The sequence below is a fragment of the Paenibacillus sp. DMB5 genome, from assembly GCF_001517085.1.
In the GTDB taxonomy this organism is placed as follows: domain Bacteria; phylum Bacillota; class Bacilli; order Paenibacillales; family Paenibacillaceae; genus Paenibacillus_AQ.
On sequence record NZ_LRAC01000109.1, the window covers coordinates 20,051 to 36,497 of the forward strand.

The following is a 16,447-nucleotide window of genomic DNA, read 5'->3' on the forward strand; positions in this document are numbered from 1 at the left end:
GGTGCTTAATGAACCTCATTATATATGTAACGTTCCGCCATGATAGCAGTAATAATGCTTCGCCTTGAGATTCTTCAGCAGCTCCAGAGATTGCTCCGCCAGCGGCATGTTGAGACAGTACTGTGGATTGGCGACCAGCAGCTCATTGCCTCCATCCTCTATGTAGGCGGCATCACCGGTAATCACGCTGCCCAGCTCCGGGAAATGAAGGGAGATATGGCCTGACGTGTGTCCTGGAGTTGCCATTACCTTGCATGCCCCACCAAACAGCCACTCCCCGTCCTTTACAGTCTGATCTACAGGAAGATGCCGCAGGCTCGTCAGCAGCTCTACGAACGACTGTCCGAAGGCCTTCTGCTCTTCAGGCATTTGCTCTAGCAAAGCCTCCGCCTGAACCAGACGTTCGGATTTCACCTCGCCGCTGATATAGACGGCCTCCCGTTCACTGGAGATTACCGTCACCCACGGATATTTTTCCTTAAAATCATACAAAGCGCCGATGTGGTCGTCGTCGTAGTGGGTAATCACAATGTGCTTCAGCTGCCTGATGTCATACCCCTTTTGCTCTATGGCATTTTCAATAAGGGGCAGGAAACCGGGATAGCCTGTATCGACCAGAATCAGCTCATTGTCAGATACAATCAAGCTGGGATAAATGTAATATTGCTGTCCTTCATACATAAATTCAACAGGAAGCTCGATAATGTTCATTGTGTCCTCCAACAGTTGTTATTTTATAGTTTCATTTTCAGCCCGGTGTGAGTGGCCTCGAATCCCAAACGCTCATAAAACCGCAGTGCATCCTCGCGCTGCTTATCTGTCGTCAGCTGAATCATGTAGCAGCCCTTCGCTTTAGCACGCTCAATTGCCCACAGCATCAGCTTACTTCCGACCCCTTTTCCTCTTATGCGGGATGCAGTCCTGACCCCTTCGATTGTTGCTCTCCAGCTGCCCTGATGGGTTAAATAAGGTGTAAAAGTAAGCTGGAGAACACCAACAATCTCCTCACCAAGACAAGCCACAATCAATTCATTGTTGGGGTCAGAGTCAATTTTTTCGAAGGCTGTAAAATAGCTTTGCGGAAGGGGAGTCTCATAACGTTCCCTTTGTCTGCCCAGTTCATCGTCCGCAAGCATCTGTACAATAGCATTCAGATCATTTATGGTGGCAATCCGGAAATGGACCATGTTCTCCCCCTGTTGATAAAAAATTCGGTTTAGCGGCAGCAGTCCAGGCCACCCGATTCATACCGCAGCCTTCTTGGCCTCAGCATCGGTCAGCAGCATTTGGATCAGTGACTGCAGCGGCAGCGACTTCCACTTTTTCGGATGAATGAGCAGCTGCAGGTCAAAATGAATCTCCGGATGGGCAAACGGCAGCTCAGCCAGATTCCCCCGCTCAATCTCCTCCTCGGCCACTATTCTAGGCAGCAGGGCGATGCCCAGGCCGTTACGCACGCAGCGTTTGATTGCTTCCAGATTGGACAGCTCAAAGCCGATCCGGAACACGATGCCGTGCTCGCGGAGCAGATTCTCAAACATGCTGCGGTAAATGCAGCTTTCTTCCGAAACAATCAGCTCACAGTTATTCAGATCCTGCAGCGATACCTTAGTGAGCTTGGCCAGAGGATGTCCTGCAGGAGCGACCAGCACCAGCGGCTCATCCCGGATGATCGTCCGCTCCAGCGTGGAATCGGCCGTGCAGCGGTCCAGCATCAGTCCAATGTCCACCTCGCCGTCCCTGATTTTGGACACGAGATTCGCTTCCTGCTCGGTCTGCAGATGAATATTCAGTCCGGGAAACGTTGTCCGCAGCTGCTGCAGAAAAGGCGGAAGATAGAATGCGGCCAGCGAGTCTATCGTCCCTATGGTCAGAGTCCCTCCGATTTGCTGGGCAATGGTTTCTTTTGACCTGTCATACAGATCAAGAATCTCTACAAACAGCTTCAGCAGCTCTTCTCCAGGCGGGGTCAGGCGCAAAATCCGGCCGTGGCGCTCCATCAGAGTTACTCCGTATTCTTTTTCAATCTTCTGAATCTGCATCGTTACGCTTGACTGGGCATATCCCAGCTCCTCTGCCGCTCTGGTGAAGCTCTGGCGCTTTGCCACTTCGCGGAAGGTTCTCATATATGTTAAATCCATGCTATCACCCTTCATAACGTGAACATGAGTGTATCAGCAGATCAGACCCGCCGCCCGGCTCAAGTTCATTAGATATAACATCAATATTATTGATGCCCCATATCATTTATTATAGCTAACACCGATGAATTATTCCATGCTACAGTAGAATAAACGGTTATACAAATTTGGAGGACGATATTCATGTTAACAGAAGAGCAGATTTATGGAATCTATGTTCCCGTGGTAACACCGTTCGATGCAGCCGGCGAGATTGATCTGGCTTCGTATCAGCGGTATGTGCAAGGCATTATCAAGAACAACATTCATGGTCTGGTCGTAAATGGAACCACTGGAGAATCGCCGACAGTCAGTATACAAGAATTACAATTGTTAATTGATGCTTCTAAACAGCTGTTGCAGGGCAGTGATATTCCGCTCGTAATCGGTACGGGCACCAATGACACGATGTCTACAGTCAAACGTACGGAGCTGGCCGCCAATGCCGGAGCTGATGCTGCACTCATTGTTGTTCCCTATTACAGCCGTCCTTCCCAACAGGGGATCATCGCACACTTCCGAAAAGCGGCTGAGGTTGGTATTCCGATCATCGCCTATGATATCCCCGGCCGTGCCGGAGTTGGAATGACCGTAGATACCGCCCGTACAATTCTGGAGATGGACAACGTTGTCGGCCTTAAGGACTGTTCCGGCTCACCGCTGCTCGTCTCCGAGCTGTCGCGTCACGGCTCGAAGCCTGTTCTCTGCGGCGACGACCTTTCCTTCTTCGACATGCTGGGGTGCGGTGCCGCCGGAGGCATGCTTGCTTCCGCCAATGTGCATACGGCCAAATTCCTCGACATATACGAACAATACAGAGCCGGCCAGGTAGAAGCTGCCAGAGCCGAGTATGACCGGCTGGTGCCGCTGATGAAGCTGCTGTTCAAGGAATCCAATCCCGCACCGATCAAGTGGCTGCTCAGTGCCAAAGGCGAGATTTCCTCGGATACCCTCCGCCTGCCTATGACTTCAATCAGCGACGCACTCCGCGAGGAGCTGGGCGCTCATCTTGCCGGCTAGCCCTTGCCCGGATTATGCCGGCTGGACGCCGTAGACGCAAAAACCCGTATTGTACTCTCTGCCGAGAGTGCGATACGGGTTTTTGTGTACAAAACGCTGCTATTTGAAACTATACTCGTTCCTGCTGCCTATTAGCCTCGCGCAGCTCCTGAGGTGTTCCGTCCATTTCCGCCGGACCGGTTACCAGCAGATCTGCCCGCTCCGTTAGCCTGCGCTCTATCAGCTACAGGAGTCCTTGCTCCGCCAGCCTGCGCCTTACCAGCCCCCGCAGCACGTGCTCCACCCGCCTGTCCTTTGCCGGCACCACCAGTCCGCGCTCCGCCAGCCTGCTTTCTGCCGGCATCGCCAGTCCGCGCTTCGCCTGCATTCCCTCTAACGCTGCCAGCAGATCTGCCATCCTTGCGGTCCGGCCATTCTACCTTGGCCCCTTCAGAGCCGCTGCGCGGGCGCTTGCCCTGAGTGAACCATTCTTCCTTCGGCTTGCGTGCCGGATTGGCTTTGGCTTTTGGCTGGTTGCCTGCTTTGGCTGAAGCAACAGTCTTACTCGCTTTAGCCACCTCCGCCGCCAGCGCCGGATTAACCTTGATCATCGGATAAGGATGGCTCTTCACCTCCGGAATCGTCTTGCCGATCAGCTTCTGGATATCCTTCAGGTACGGAAGCTCCTCTGCTTCGCACAGGGATATGGCGATGCCGCTCATCCCGGCACGGCCGGTGCGGCCAATCCGGTGCACATACGTTTCCGGAATATTCGGCAGGTTGAAGTTGATCACGTGTGACAGCTCGTCAATATCAATACCGCGGGCAGCAATATCAGTAGCTACCAGTACCCGGGTTACTCCGGTTTTAAAATTACGCAGCGCATTCTGCCGTTCATTCTGCGATTTGTTGCCGTGAATCGCCTGGGCGGCAATATTGACTTTGCCCAAATCGCGCGCAACCCGGTCCGCTCCGCGTTTCGTACGAGTAAACACAAGCGCAGATACAATCGACTTATCCTCCAGCAGACGGTTCAGCTGCTTCTGCTTACAGCCATTCTCAAGCAGATAGACGGATTGTTGAATTCTGTCCACTGTCGAAGAAACCGGAGTAATTTCAATCTTGACCGGATTCACCAGCAGCGTCTTGATCAGCTGTGAAATCTCCTGCGGCATCGTTGCGGAAAAGAACAGGGTTTGTTTTTTAGCCGGCATCTTGGCAATAATCCGCTTCACATCATGAATGAAGCCCATATCCAGCATCCGGTCTGCTTCATCGAGGACGAGCAGCTGCACCTGTTGCAGGTCAGCATGCTTCTGGGCAATCAGGTCGATCAGACGGCCTGGAGTAGCAATGAGGATATCCACACCCAAGGCCAGAGCGCGCTCCTGGGATCTTTGTGAGACACCGCCAACAACAGCAGTAGAGCGGATACCGGTGAACTTGCTGTAGACCTGAATATTCTCATAAATCTGCAGCGCCAGCTCACGTGTAGGGGTAAGAATCAGAGAACGGATCGGGCGTTTGCCGCTCCGGTTAACATTCTGCTTGCTAAGCAGCTGAATAATGGGCAGCGAAAAAGCTGCCGTCTTCCCCGTTCCGGTCTGCGCACAGCCCAGCACATCTCTCCCGGTCAATGCTGCGGGGATTGCTTCTCTCTGAATAGGTGTAGGTGATGTATAGTTTGCAAGGTCCAGCGCCTTAAGAATCGACGGGCTCAGACCCAAATCATTAAAAGTCATGGTTGTCTCCTTATTTCAAACACATATATTGTCAGTTCACCCGGACTTGCGGGATTACGCTTATCCATACGTTTCCACAATGCGCAAAGCTAAGACATAACGCATAATGATACCATAAATCTGCAAATAAAATAACCCCGTAATCTAAAACAGGCCTTCATTACACAAAAAAAGAGCGGAGGAACATTCCCCCGCCCTTCTCTCTGCTATAAAAATAAAACTAATCTACAATTTCAGCAGTGTCGCCGTTGTTGGCACCTGCAGCATTCGCTTCATCGGTATCGATGTGCATATCAAGCTTAAAGCTGTCAGATACACGTGCAATCACGTTTTCCAGTACGAGGCCGCGTTCGCCGCCAAGGCGTACCTTGAGCATTTGCTTATCGGCGATACCCCAAGCTTCTGCTTCGGAAGTGTGGAAGTGAATGTGACGGGCTGCAATGATTACGCCAGTCTCCAGCTCAACTTCACCTGCTGGTCCTTTAAGAGTAATGCCTGGTGTTCCCTCAATATGTCCGGATTCGCGGACAGGGGCTTTCACACCGAGGCTGAAAGAGTCGGTGCGGGAAATTTCGAGCTGTGATGCCGGACGGGCAGGTCCGAGAATTCTTACTTTGTCGAATTTGCCTTTGCTGCCGATAACGGCTACTTGCTCGTTTGCTGCGAATTGTCCTGGTTGGGAGAGCGGTTTGAACTCAGTCAATTGGTATCCTGGGCCAAACAATGCTTCCACGTGCTCCTGCGTAAGGTGAATATGCCGGGCCGACACACCTACGGGTACAGTCTTGCTCATTGTAAGTCACTCCTTGTATTTTCTCTAGTATCTGTACAAGCCACTGAACATTATACAACTTCTTACCCAAAAATAAAAAGGCCAGGGTCACATTAAGCGTTAATTTTTCGACATTTCTCCGACAATTCGCATTATTTCCTCCGCCTAAGTCACCTTTTCGCCATTTTATTAATAAACCCTTGAAGGCAGTTGTTTGCTCAAAAAACGCATGGCATTCCCATGCAGCCAGCCTATCACCTCATCCTCAGGATAATGCTTAAGCAGCAGATCAGCCAAAGCCGTATATTTTCCGGGATGCTCCAGTCCCTCAACCCAGGCATCAATACCGTCGAAATCCGACCCGAACATCAGCTGCCGTGATCCGCCCAGACTGCAGACATGCTCGATATGCTTCAGAAGATCCTCTGCCTTGGCCCCGCCCCCATTACGGACAAACCAGGGAACAAAGGTCAGCCCGATCCGCCCGTCCATTGCTGCCAGCGCTTTAATCTGTTCGTCACTCAAATTGCGGGGATGACTGCACACAGCGGCCGCATTGGAATGGGACGCTATAAAGGGGCGTGTACTGAGCTCAGCCAGCTCCCAGAACCCGGACGGAGAGAGATGGGACACATCCAGCAGCATTCCGCTGGTATTGCACCATTCGATGAGCTGCCTGCCTTTTTTCGTAAATCCGCCGTTTCTTGGCTCCAGCACCCCGTCTGCCGCCCAATTCGCATAATTCCAGGTGATCCCAAGAAACCGCACTCCAAGCTCAAACAGCAGCTCTGCATAAAACAAATTCCCTTCCAGGCCGTCCACCCCTTCAAGTGAAAGCAACGCCCAGGCTGGTGCCGGGGCAGACGTTATAACTGCTTCCTCTTTCCAGCGAAGCCACCGCAGGCCCTCCCCGCTGATAACCCTCTTTCTGAACAGCTCAAGCTGACCGAGTATCCTTTCAAACCCGGGTTTTCCCAGAGTCTCGGACAAATAGACCGCAAAAACCTGCAGTCCCACATTACCCGCTGCCAGCCGCTCTGCTGTCACATCCAGCCGATGATCATTTTTAAAATGAATATCCGGTTCCGCCTGCAGCTTGCTAAGTGCATCACAATGAAAATCCGCAACCTTAAATTTTGCCGCTGTCCCCATCTTCTCCCCGCTTTCCATACCACTAAAATACCGTGCAACATCCTTATTCATTTCAAATCATAACGTCAGCCGCTTACATTAACAGCTTATGCCTTCAATCCGCTCCTTTTCCCAGAACAGCAAAAAACCTGTTTACCTAAGTAAACAGGTCCATCAGAAAAAGTTCATAAATTATCTGGGTTCCACAATGAGTTTAATCGCCGTCCGGTCCTCCCCGTCAATTACGATATCCGTAAAGGCTGGAATACAGACCAGATCAACACCGCTTGGCGCGACAAATCCCCGGGCGATGGCAACTGCTTTGACTGCCTGGTTCAGTGCTCCTGCTCCAATAGCTTGTAGCTCGGCCGATCCACGTTCACGAAGAACACCTGCTAATGCACCGGCAACGGAATTCGGATTGGATTTAGCTGATACTTTTAATACATCCATAGTAAGTACCTCCCCTGGGAAAATGATGGTGTTCTTCCACTACTGTAGATGTTATTCGCGGGAGAAGAAATAATTCCTTCTTTTTGCGGACTACGCTGGAGAAAATGGTACAAAAGATACTCTTTTTCGATATAAAAAAGATCACACTTTATCCAAATACGGCGATTTTTCCCGAATGTCCTACTTCCTAATATCCGGGCCTAGCTCATAACCCATTCATCTTCACGCAAACGAATCTTCTCCAGCCGTGTCGCTTTACCTGTAGCCTCGTCAATCTCCGCGAATAACCCGTTCAACTGCCATTTACCTTCGTCTACCACAAACCTCGACGGGAGCTGGGTAGTGAATTTATAAAGGACTGCATCCTTTTCCATACCCAGAATTCCTTCCCTTGAACCAACCATGCCCGCATCGGTCAGATAAGCGGTTCCGCCTGGAAGAATGACATCATCGTTACTTTGTACATGCGTGTGGGTGCCGACTACAATAGATGCCATGCCGTCCATAAAATAACCCATGGCAATCTTCTCCGAAGTCGCTTCGGCATGAAAATCAACGAGAATGCATTTGTGGGTACGGCGCAGCTCCTCCACAATTTCTTCCCCTACCCGGAACGGGTCATCGATCGCCGGCAAAAAGGTGCGTCCCTGCAGATTGACAATCGCCAGCTGTTTGCCGTTGCCTTTAACAACCGTATACCCTCTGCCCGGGGTTCCCGGCGGAAAGTTGGCCGGTCGGATCATCCGCGGCTCATCGTCGATAAATTCAAAAATATCCTTATTGTCCCAAGTATGATTACCCAATGTAATACCGTGTACACCCCAATTAAAAAATTCATTGGCAATTGCTGAGGTAATTCCTCTGCCTGCGGCTGCATTTTCACCGTTAACGATGATAATATGCGGCTGGTATTTGCTCTTTAATGTGGGCAGCATTTCCCGCAGAGCCTTTCTGCCGGTATTGCCTACAATATCTCCTATAAATAAAACTTTGATGTTATTCTCCTCCTAGTCAGAAAAGAAAAAAGGCCCCGCAGGGGGGCCAATTTCCTTGCTTATTTTGCGTATTCGACAGCCCGTGTCTCGCGGATAACGGTAACCTTGATATGACCCGGATAATCCAGCTCACTCTCGATCATCTTCGTAATGTCGCGTGCCAGACGGAAGCTTTCCGCATCGTCGATCTTCTCAGGCTGCACCATCACGCGAACCTCGCGGCCCGCTTGAATTGCATAAGACTTCTCGACGCCTTCGAAGCTCTCGGAGATCTCTTCCAGCTTCTCCAGACGTTTGATGTAGGTCTCCAGTGTCTCACGGCGTGCGCCAGGACGTGCTGCCGACAAGGCGTCAGCTGCTCCGACCAGCATAGCAATAACCGAGGTAGCTTCGCAGTCTCCGTGGTGGGACGCGATACTGTTGATAACCACCGGATGTTCCTTGTATTTCTTCGCAAGCTCAACGCCAATTTCAACGTGCGAGCCTTCCACTTCATGATCCAGCGCTTTGCCGATATCATGGAGCAGCCCGGCACGTTTAGCAAGCACGATGTCTTCCCCAAGCTCACCGGCCATAAGTCCAGTCAAATAAGCAACCTCCATGGAGTGCTTGAGTACATTCTGACCATAGCTCGTACGGAATTTCAGACGGCCCAGGATCTTGATCAGATCCGGATGCAGACCATGAACGCCAACCTCGAAGGTAGCTTGTTCACCGTACTCGCGAATCCGCTCATCCACTTCTTTGCGGGATTTCTCAACCATTTCCTCAATCCGTGCCGGATGGATACGTCCATCGGCAACCAGCTTCTCAAGTGCCGTACGGGCCACTTCGCGGCGGATCGGATCAAATCCCGACAGAATAACAGCTTCCGGCGTATCATCGATAATGAGGTCAATACCTGTAAGAGTTTCCAGTGCCCGGATATTACGGCCTTCACGGCCGATAATCCGGCCCTTCATCTCTTCATTCGGCAGAGTTACCACAGATACCGTTGTCTCGGCAACGTGATCAGCTGCACAGCGCTGGATAGCCAGTGTAATGATTTCGCGGGCTTTCTTGTCCGCTTCCTCTTTGGCCTGCTGTTCAATTTCCTTGATCATCTGCGCGGTTTCATGGCGAACTTCCTGCTCTACATTGCTCAGAATGATACTTCTGGCATCATCGATGCTCAGGTTGGAGATACGCTCCAGCTCGGTAACCTGATTCTTGTAAATAACATCAATTTGCTGTTGTGTTTCGTCAATTCGTTTCTCTTTGTTAGCTACTTGTTCTTCTTTTCGTTCAAGCGATTCCATTTTTTTATCCAGCGATTCTTCCTTTTGCAGCAAACGTCTCTCTTGCCGTTGGATTTCATTCCGGCGTTCACGAGTTTCTTTCTCAGCTTCAGTACGGATTCTGTGTACTTCATCCTTAGCTTCGAGTACCGTTTCCTTCTTCAGCGCCTCAGCGTCTTTCTTCGCGTTCTCCACGATGACGAGTGCTTCCTTCTCTGCGCTTTGAATCTTAGCTTCTGCAAGGGATTTACGAATAAAATAACCGAATCCAAAGAATATTGCAGCTACAACGAGAACGATTATGACCCAGATTGCAGTATGCATCTGTTCACCTCCTCGTTGGTTCCTCCAAGGAACTTGCCTTGGGAATTGTGCAGTTGTTAAACTATCCGTTCATCACCATACAAAAAACCGGTAATACACCGATTGCCATACTGCACATGCTGCACATGCACACTGCCCGCCTTATCCGGCGATTACATTTCATATGAGTTGTACGCGAAGCGGCTACCTAAGAGTCTGCTTTTTGGGAAGGAAAAAGGATTCTTAGTTTATGCCGATTCATGTTATATTTTATTATTTATAAAAAGACATTGTCAAGAGAGTCGATAACGCCATTAAAGTCAAGAGAATGTCAAGCGGTTCACTCAAAATCGTAAAATTCGTCATCATAGCCTTCCGCGTTCTCTTCCTCACGCAGAGTATTCAATACCTGGCGAACCACTTCACCCGGGAAACCGCGCCGCATCAGGAAAGCGCCGGTCTTTCTGCGCTTGTCGTTCATATCCCCGCGGATCATGTTCCACTTCTTGCGTCCGGTCTGCAGTGCGCTCTCCAGTTCCTCTTCAGGCGAAATATTCTCCAGCGCTTCAGCGATCAGCGATTTGTCGATTCCCTTCTCCCGCAGCTCCTGGCGGATCCACAGCTTGCCCTTGCGCTGATTCGTTATCCGCTGCTCTGCCCACTGCTTCGCATACAGGGGATCGTCAATGAAACGTTCCTGCTGCAGACGCTGCAGAACTTCTGCAATTATAGTCTCTCCTATTTCTTTCTCCCTTAAACGGCGGGCCATTTCCTGGGCCGTCCGCGGCTTGCGCTCCAGATATCTCAGGCCCTCGACATAGGCCCGCTGGCGCTCATCTGCCACTACGATCTCTTCAAGGTCTTGCTTCATGAAGGAATTCCCGGAGATCATCCGGTATTTAATCATGACATCCTCATGCACAGTCATGTTATAGGCGCCGAAATGTATAATATAGCGGTGATCCGACTTCTTCTGCCTCTCTACCTTAGTTATTTCCAGCAGCTCACCGTCCGGAAAATCCGCCAGTGCCTGCACCTCCTGATCTTCCGGCTCAGGATTAAGTTGAATTACCATAGGTTCGTTCACCTCTCACTCTAACGGTATAAAATGTGAAATCTTAACTATTAATTATCAATAAATAAGCGCCCTGCTGCAATCTTACACAGGGCGCTCAATATCAGGTTACGTATTATTCAATTTCAAGCAGCAGGTTTTCTTCTTCCTCTTTCTCTGCTGCAACATCAGCTTCCGAAGGGGCAGCAACAATGGTGGTCAGGTTGCTTGCTTCACGGATCTTGTTCTCAATTAGCAAGGCAATTTCCGGATGCTCCTTGAGGAACTGCTTGGCATTCTCCCGTCCCTGGCCAAGGCGTTCGCCTTCATAGGAATACCAGGCTCCGCTCTTGTTGACAATGTCCATTTCCGTTCCGATATCGACAAGGCTTCCTTCCTTCGAGATGCCTTCACCATACATGATATCAACGTCTGCCTGTTTGAACGGAGGAGCTACCTTGTTCTTCACGACTTTAATCTTGGTACGGTTACCGACTACATCATTACCCATCTTGATGCTCTCTACACGGCGTACATCAAGACGTACCGAGGAATAGAACTTCAATGCCCGGCCGCCCGGAGTCGTTTCGGGATTACCGAACATAACGCCGATCTTCTCACGCAGCTGGTTGATGAAGATGGCGATCGTATTGGATTTGTTGATCGCACCAGACAGCTTCCGCAGAGCCTGGGACATCAAACGGGCTTGAAGACCAACGTGGGAATCCCCCATATCGCCTTCAATCTCCGCCTTAGGCACCAGTGCCGCCACGGAGTCAACGACAATAATGTCTACCGCACCGCTGCGCACAAGTGCTTCAGCGATCTCTAACGCCTGTTCTCCTGTATCCGGCTGGGACAGCAGAAGTTCATCGATGTTGACGCCAAGCGCGTTGGCATATTTAGGGTCGAGCGCATGTTCCGCATCGATGAAGGCAGCTTGTCCGCCAACCTTCTGTACTTCAGCGATAGCATGCAGGGCAACCGTTGTTTTACCGGAAGATTCCGGTCCATATACTTCTATAATACGTCCTTTTGGAAGTCCGCCAATACCCAGGGCAATATCAAGTGCCAAGGCTCCACTTGGTACAACTTCCACTTTCATGTGATTGGATTCACCCAATTTCATGATCGAACCTTTACCAAATTGTTTTTCTATTTGACGAAGCGCCATATCCAGCGCAGCACGACGATCTGACAATCAGACCACTTCCTTCACTTGTTTATAGTAATATAATACCGTGTTTTAGAGGTCTTGCCAAGCTTTTTTTCGAACATACATTCGTTTTTTTTGACCGCGGGCGAAATATACCCTTTTATTGTAAGCCCCCTTTCCTGATGAATGTACCATACATAGTCATTAACCAGCCGGTGTAGCAGACTCACATTTAAAGGCTAACCGCAGCCACAAAAACAAAAAACCGCAGCAAAAGGTTCACTATGCCACGGTTCTTCCGTATTTACAATTATATACCGCCCTGCGGAACTATTGCAAGGCTGATCCTTCAAGCGGTGTCTCCACCTTGCGTTCCTCCAGCCTGCGCCACAGACGGTACAGCAGCGCTTTGACAGAGCGCAGCCGGATGTTCTCGCGTGTTCCTTTGAGGTTAAGCTCAAAGACCTCCGTCTTGTGACCGCGTTCGGCCAGGCCGACGTATACCAGCCCGACCGGCTTGCGCTCCGAGTATCCCGGTCCTGCTACACCGGTAACCGATAGTCCGAAGTCGGTGTCTCCCAGCATTCTGACCTGCTCCGCCAGCACCTCTGCAACCTCGCGGCTGACAGCTCCGACGGCATCAGGACCTTCCAGATAAGAGGCAGGCACGTTCAGCAGCTTTTTCTTAATTTCGTTGGAGTAGCAGACAATACCGCCCTTGAACATGGACGCGCTGCCCGGAATGTTCGTGATGCTCTCCATTAACAATCCGCCGGTGCAGCTCTCGGCTGCGCTGAGCGTCAGACCGGCATCCGCCATCCAGTCCACCAGCAGCTGCTCCAGCGGGACATCGATATTGGCATACATATTCTCAGGCAGGATTGCCTTAATCTGCTCCTCCAGCACATCAAGCTTCAGCATCGCTTCCCGTTCAGAAGGCGCTTTGGTGGAAATACGGACCGTCACCTCACCTTCCTTGGCGTAGGGGGCAATGGTAGGATCTGTCTGGTTGCGGATCAGATCTATAAGCTTGTCCTCCAGGAGCGATTCACCGATACCCGCGAACTTGAGCATCTTGGAATAGATCGGCATTTCTGTGGTGAGGGCATGCTGCAGCAGCCAGGGCTTGACTTTGTCCGTAAACATCGGCTTCATCTCACGCGGAGGTCCGGGAAGCACAATGTAATATTTACTCTCATGGGCAAAAGCAAGGCCGACGGCCAGGCCGATTTCATTCGGAAGCGGCGTAGTTCCGTCAATAATAACAGCCTGCTTGCGGTTATTCTCGGTCATTACTATTTTACGTTCATCGAAGAATCTCTGTACATGATCCATCGCAAGCTGGTCTATATGAAGTGAACGTCCAAGCGCTGCTGCCAGCGCATCCTTGGTAAGATCATCTTCCGTCGGACCGATGCCGCCGGTGAACAGAATAATATCCGCCCGGCTCCGGGCAATCTCAATCGCCTCCTGGATCCGGCTCTTGTTGTCCCCGACTACGGTCTGAAAATAAACATCAATCCCCATTGCGGCCAGCTCTACCGATAAAAACTGGCCGTTGCTGTTAACGATTTGTCCAAGCAATAGCTCTGTACCGACGGCAATAATTTCTGCTTTCATAGCTGGCGTTCTCCTCCTGATGATAATGTTATGACTAGTTAAGAATTAGGGTTAGGCGTTATGAAGCTCGAGCAGTTCCTTGTTTTTCACAAAATAATCGATCCCAGAGTAAATCGTTATCAGAGCCGCCGCCCAGATGGCAATGTCATCCAGCGGAATGCTCACGAACTGGAACGGGAAATTGTTAAGCAGCAGCAGTGAGATGGCAACAATCTGCGTCACTGTTTTTATTTTACCCCATTTGCTGGCAGCCACCACTTTGCCTTCCAGCAGCGCAACCTGGCGCAGTCCGGTAACCGCAAACTCGCGGCTGATGATAACGATGGCAATCCAGGAATCGCATCTGCCCAGCTCTACCAGCGAGATCAGCACTGCGGATACCAGCAGCTTGTCCGCAAGGGGATCAAGCAGCTTGCCGAGATTGGTAACCATGTTATATTTCCGGGCAATGTACCCGTCTATCCCGTCTGTACTGGCGGCTAGCAGGAAAATTACGGCTGCGATCAGATGATTAATGGAAAGCTGGAATGATCCCCAATGAATCGGCTCGGGATAGAACTTAAAATCCACCAGCAGAAAAAACATCATAATCGGGATAAGACAAATACGAGCAAGTGTAATACGGTTGGGCAAATTCACTGAAGTTCCTCCCCTGATCCATCCTGATTCCTAAATATGTAGATAAAAGACCCCGCTGCGGCAGTTACGCAAACACTGCGGGGTGCATAAGCTTACTTTAAATTGTTAAACTGCAGATCCAGCGGCAAATCAGCTTTACGCAGCATTTGGATGATCTGCTGCAGATCATCACGGCTTTTGCCGGTTACACGGATGGTATCTCCCTGAATCTGGCTTTTCACCTTCAGCTTGGAGTCGCGGATGAGGATATTGATCTTTTTGGCATTTTCCTGATCGATGCCCTGCTTGAGGCCCAGACGCTGGCGGACTGTACCCAGTGCAGCTGGCTCGATTTTGCCGAAATCCAAATTTTTGAGTGTGATTCCGCGTTTGACCATTTTGGACTGTAAAATATCAATGACAGCATTCAGCTTATATTCATCCTCGGAGGCAATGATAAGCGCGTCCTTCTCCAGCTTCAGGCTGCTTTTGCTGTTTTTGAAGTCAAAACGGTTATCAATTTCCTTCTCCGTCTGGTGAACCGCATTGGTTAATTCCTGCATATCCATTTTGGATACGATGTCAAATGAACTTTCCGAACTCATTCTTCCACGTCCTTTGCTTACAATTATTCTTTTCTATTATATGAGATAGGGCACATGAAGTCTAATTATGGAAGGAAGCTGCCGGGCATGCAAGAAGAAACGGCTTTGCCGTCCTTCAAGGGCGGTATCCGTTTCTGCGTAAATAGAAAATAATTTAGAATGTGCAACATATAAAGTCTTATCTTTCAAAATGCCTTGAAACGGCAGCGCCGCCTGTAAGGCGGCACCCGTTTCTGTGTACAACCCCGTCCCCCGGCAGCATCCGTTCCCGGGAGACTTCTTCACTGGCCTTATCTGCTGCGTGCGGGAGCCCGGAACATATCCAGAATTCCCAGCACAATATGCGCCAGTCCAAAACCCAGAATTCCATAGCCCCAGGCGCTCGGTGTCAAATAATACCCGAGAAGGCTGACAATAATGCCAAGCCCGGTAACAATCCAGCTGACAGTCATGAGATACACCTCACTTTGGCGTAAGAACTGTAAATCATTCTTAGGTTCTCCAAATTACCAAAGTCTATGCAGGACTGGCTTTACTCACCTGTATTCTCACTTCCGGCAGTGTTTTCCGTTCCTTCAGCACCGCCGGAAGCACCGCTGTCCAGCTCAAGCAGGAGACGGGAAGAAGTTTTACCGTCCGTAATTTCCTGTCCGTTCACGGTAATAGTGGTGGCCGGAGAGTATCCGGATTTGATATACAAGCCTTCCGCACCCAGCGTAAAGCTGAGGGAATCACCAGCTGCTGTATTACCGAAGCTGAGCTTCTCGCCCTTGGAATTCTCGCCCTTGTAAACCTCAAGCCAGCTTGTACCAGTAGCTGCAATCTTAACCTCCACAGGAGTACCGGAGGATGCAGTTACTTTAAAGATTGTTGTCTTGCCTGATTTGCGGTCCTCAGTAACCGTCACCGGGCCTGCTGTCGGCGAAGGAACAGGTGTAGCTGTCGGCGCAATTGTAGGCGATGCTGTTGCAGTTGCCGTGCTGTCCCCGCCCGCTGTCGGAGAATTGCTGACAATTCCGCCGCCGAGGCCGTCGGCGAAGGCTGGATCTTAGACGGATCCTGCTGTTCATTCGTTACATTGGACGAATCTACCGTTTCGGGATCGGATTTGTTCATATTTGAGGAAGCGTACCAGTAGATCACCGCGATGATCAGGACCGGAAAGGTCCACATCAGGACTGTCGGCAGCCATTTGGCATTCCGTTCCGTCTCCGTCCTGCGGCTGCGCTTCTGAATCACCGTTTCCATCGTGGTATCGACAGGAGCCGCCGGAACATTGCCGTGCTCTTCCATCAGCTCGTCCGGATTAACTCCGACAGCTTCGGCATAGGTTTTGATAAAGGCCCGGACATAAAAGCTCCCGGGAAGCACTTTGTAATCCCCCGCTTCGATGGCTTCTAAATATTTTTTGCGAATCTTGGTTACTTCCTGGACATCGTCAAGACTCATCCCTTTTTGCAGACGCGCCTCTTTCAAATGCCGGCCCAGTTCCGACATACCATCACCTCCTAAAAGTTTTGTGAGCAATACTTCCACGATTTA

At 50.5% G+C, this 16,447-nt stretch carries 19 protein-coding genes; 1 reads left to right on the forward strand and 18 read right to left on the reverse strand.

All coding sequences use genetic code 11. The annotated features are described in order from the left end of the window. Nucleotides 1-18: 18 nt before the first annotated feature. From AWJ19_RS11735 to AWJ19_RS11745, 3 genes are read right to left on the reverse strand one after another with little or no spacing between them, the layout of a single operon-like run. Entirely contained in the window at nt 19-711 is a 693-nt protein-coding gene (locus AWJ19_RS11735) for an MBL fold metallo-hydrolase (protein WP_068723896.1), read from the reverse strand. 23 nt (nt 712-734) lie between these two features. Beyond that, nucleotides 735-1,187, reverse strand: a complete 453-nt coding sequence (locus tag AWJ19_RS11740; RefSeq protein ID WP_068723897.1) for a GNAT family N-acetyltransferase — start codon at nt 1,185-1,187, stop codon at nt 735-737. A gap of 57 nt (nt 1,188-1,244) precedes the next feature. Continuing rightward, on the reverse strand, nt 1,245-2,141 hold the full coding sequence (locus AWJ19_RS11745) for a LysR family transcriptional regulator (RefSeq protein WP_068723899.1): 897 nt from the start codon (nt 2,139-2,141) through the stop codon (nt 1,245-1,247). A gap of 183 nt (nt 2,142-2,324) precedes the next feature. On the opposite strand from AWJ19_RS11745, the gene dapA reads away from it, so the two are divergent. Further along, nucleotides 2,325-3,200, forward strand: a complete 876-nt coding sequence (dapA, locus tag AWJ19_RS11750) for a 4-hydroxy-tetrahydrodipicolinate synthase (RefSeq protein WP_068723901.1) — start codon at nt 2,325-2,327, stop codon at nt 3,198-3,200. 131 nt (nt 3,201-3,331) lie between these two features. On the opposite strand, the gene AWJ19_RS11755 is transcribed toward dapA, so the two are convergent. The 15 genes from AWJ19_RS11755 to AWJ19_RS36525 form a co-directional block, all read right to left on the reverse strand. Continuing rightward, on the reverse strand, nt 3,332-4,921 hold the full coding sequence (locus AWJ19_RS11755; RefSeq protein ID WP_082707844.1) for a DEAD/DEAH box helicase: 1,590 nt from the start codon (nt 4,919-4,921) through the stop codon (nt 3,332-3,334). Between the two features lie 220 nt (nt 4,922-5,141). Then, nucleotides 5,142-5,714 carry a phosphate propanoyltransferase gene (locus AWJ19_RS11760; RefSeq protein WP_068723903.1) on the reverse strand — a complete coding sequence of 191 codons (573 nt, stop codon included), beginning with the start codon at nt 5,712-5,714 and terminating at the stop codon, nt 5,142-5,144. Between the two features lie 168 nt (nt 5,715-5,882). Beyond that, nucleotides 5,883-6,845 (reverse strand): membrane dipeptidase, encoded by a 963-nt coding sequence (locus AWJ19_RS11765; protein ID WP_068724058.1) that lies wholly within the window; start codon nt 6,843-6,845, stop codon nt 5,883-5,885. A gap of 171 nt (nt 6,846-7,016) precedes the next feature. Next, nucleotides 7,017-7,277 carry a stage V sporulation protein S gene (locus tag AWJ19_RS11770; protein ID WP_068723905.1) on the reverse strand — a complete coding sequence of 87 codons (261 nt, stop codon included), beginning with the start codon at nt 7,275-7,277 and terminating at the stop codon, nt 7,017-7,019. A 200-nt stretch (nt 7,278-7,477) separates the two neighbouring features. Then, entirely contained in the window at nt 7,478-8,272 is a 795-nt protein-coding gene (locus AWJ19_RS11775) for a TIGR00282 family metallophosphoesterase (protein ID WP_068723907.1), read from the reverse strand. A gap of 59 nt (nt 8,273-8,331) precedes the next feature. After that, on the reverse strand, nt 8,332-9,873 hold the full coding sequence (rny, locus tag AWJ19_RS11780; RefSeq protein WP_068723909.1) for a ribonuclease Y: 1,542 nt from the start codon (nt 9,871-9,873) through the stop codon (nt 8,332-8,334). A gap of 319 nt (nt 9,874-10,192) precedes the next feature. Continuing rightward, nucleotides 10,193-10,927: a RecX family transcriptional regulator gene (locus AWJ19_RS11785; RefSeq protein ID WP_068723911.1), complete on the reverse strand. Its 735-nt coding sequence runs from the start codon at nt 10,925-10,927 to the stop codon at nt 10,193-10,195. 115 nt (nt 10,928-11,042) lie between these two features. After that, nucleotides 11,043-12,107 (reverse strand): recombinase RecA, encoded by a 1,065-nt coding sequence (recA, locus tag AWJ19_RS11790; protein ID WP_068723912.1) that lies wholly within the window; start codon nt 12,105-12,107, stop codon nt 11,043-11,045. Nucleotides 12,108-12,392: 285 nt separating this feature from the next. Continuing rightward, complete coding sequence (locus AWJ19_RS11795; RefSeq protein WP_068723914.1) at nt 12,393-13,682, reverse strand: competence/damage-inducible protein A; 1,290 nt, start codon at nt 13,680-13,682, stop codon at nt 12,393-12,395. Nucleotides 13,683-13,733: 51 nt separating this feature from the next. Further along, nucleotides 13,734-14,321 carry a CDP-diacylglycerol--glycerol-3-phosphate 3-phosphatidyltransferase gene (gene pgsA, locus AWJ19_RS11800; protein WP_068723915.1) on the reverse strand — a complete coding sequence of 196 codons (588 nt, stop codon included), beginning with the start codon at nt 14,319-14,321 and terminating at the stop codon, nt 13,734-13,736. A 92-nt stretch (nt 14,322-14,413) separates the two neighbouring features. Continuing rightward, a complete protein-coding gene (locus AWJ19_RS11805) occupies nt 14,414-14,905 on the reverse strand; it encodes a YajQ family cyclic di-GMP-binding protein (RefSeq protein ID WP_068723917.1) in 492 nt (163 codons plus the stop codon). 36 nt (nt 14,906-14,941) lie between these two features. Continuing rightward, nucleotides 14,942-15,148: a hypothetical protein gene (locus AWJ19_RS34760; RefSeq protein WP_128083579.1), complete on the reverse strand. Its 207-nt coding sequence runs from the start codon at nt 15,146-15,148 to the stop codon at nt 14,942-14,944. A 47-nt stretch (nt 15,149-15,195) separates the two neighbouring features. After that, the gene (locus tag AWJ19_RS35795; protein WP_167347618.1) at nt 15,196-15,357 is read right to left on the reverse strand and encodes a hypothetical protein; all 162 of its coding nucleotides are present in this window, start codon (nt 15,355-15,357) and stop codon (nt 15,196-15,198) included. Nucleotides 15,358-15,437: 80 nt separating this feature from the next. Continuing rightward, nucleotides 15,438-15,812: a DUF4115 domain-containing protein gene (locus AWJ19_RS36520; protein ID WP_241781707.1), complete on the reverse strand. Its 375-nt coding sequence runs from the start codon at nt 15,810-15,812 to the stop codon at nt 15,438-15,440. After that, the gene (locus tag AWJ19_RS36525) at nt 15,809-16,402 is read right to left on the reverse strand and encodes a helix-turn-helix domain-containing protein (protein ID WP_241781708.1); all 594 of its coding nucleotides are present in this window, start codon (nt 16,400-16,402) and stop codon (nt 15,809-15,811) included. Before AWJ19_RS36525 ends, AWJ19_RS36520 begins: the two co-directional genes overlap by 4 nt. Nucleotides 16,403-16,447 lie beyond the last annotated feature (45 nt).

Excerpts from the sequence above, each read along its gene's own strand:
- AWJ19_RS11735 (WP_068723896.1), bottom strand. The coding sequence starts at position 711 with ATGAACATTATCGAGCTTCCTGTTGAATTTATGTATGAAGGACAGCAA.
- AWJ19_RS11740 (WP_068723897.1), bottom strand. The coding sequence starts at position 1,187 with ATGGTCCATTTCCGGATTGCCACCATAAATGATCTGAATGCTATTGTA.
- AWJ19_RS11745 (WP_068723899.1), bottom strand. The coding sequence starts at position 2,141 with ATGGATTTAACATATATGAGAACCTTCCGCGAAGTGGCAAAGCGCCAG.
- dapA (WP_068723901.1), top strand. The coding sequence starts at position 2,325 with ATGTTAACAGAAGAGCAGATTTATGGAATCTATGTTCCCGTGGTAACA.
- AWJ19_RS11755 (WP_082707844.1), bottom strand. The coding sequence starts at position 4,921 with ATGACTTTTAATGATTTGGGTCTGAGCCCGTCGATTCTTAAGGCGCTG.
- AWJ19_RS11760 (WP_068723903.1), bottom strand. The coding sequence starts at position 5,714 with ATGAGCAAGACTGTACCCGTAGGTGTGTCGGCCCGGCATATTCACCTT.
- AWJ19_RS11765 (WP_068724058.1), bottom strand. The coding sequence starts at position 6,845 with ATGGGGACAGCGGCAAAATTTAAGGTTGCGGATTTTCATTGTGATGCA.
- AWJ19_RS11770 (WP_068723905.1), bottom strand. The coding sequence starts at position 7,277 with ATGGATGTATTAAAAGTATCAGCTAAATCCAATCCGAATTCCGTTGCC.
- rny (WP_068723909.1), bottom strand. The coding sequence starts at position 9,873 with ATGCATACTGCAATCTGGGTCATAATCGTTCTCGTTGTAGCTGCAATA.
- AWJ19_RS11785 (WP_068723911.1), bottom strand. The coding sequence starts at position 10,927 with ATGGTAATTCAACTTAATCCTGAGCCGGAAGATCAGGAGGTGCAGGCA.
- AWJ19_RS11795 (WP_068723914.1), bottom strand. The coding sequence starts at position 13,682 with ATGAAAGCAGAAATTATTGCCGTCGGTACAGAGCTATTGCTTGGACAA.
- AWJ19_RS11805 (WP_068723917.1), bottom strand. The coding sequence starts at position 14,905 with ATGAGTTCGGAAAGTTCATTTGACATCGTATCCAAAATGGATATGCAG.
- AWJ19_RS35795 (WP_167347618.1), bottom strand. The coding sequence starts at position 15,357 with ATGACTGTCAGCTGGATTGTTACCGGGCTTGGCATTATTGTCAGCCTT.
- AWJ19_RS36525 (WP_241781708.1), bottom strand. The coding sequence starts at position 16,402 with ATGTCGGAACTGGGCCGGCATTTGAAAGAGGCGCGTCTGCAAAAAGGG.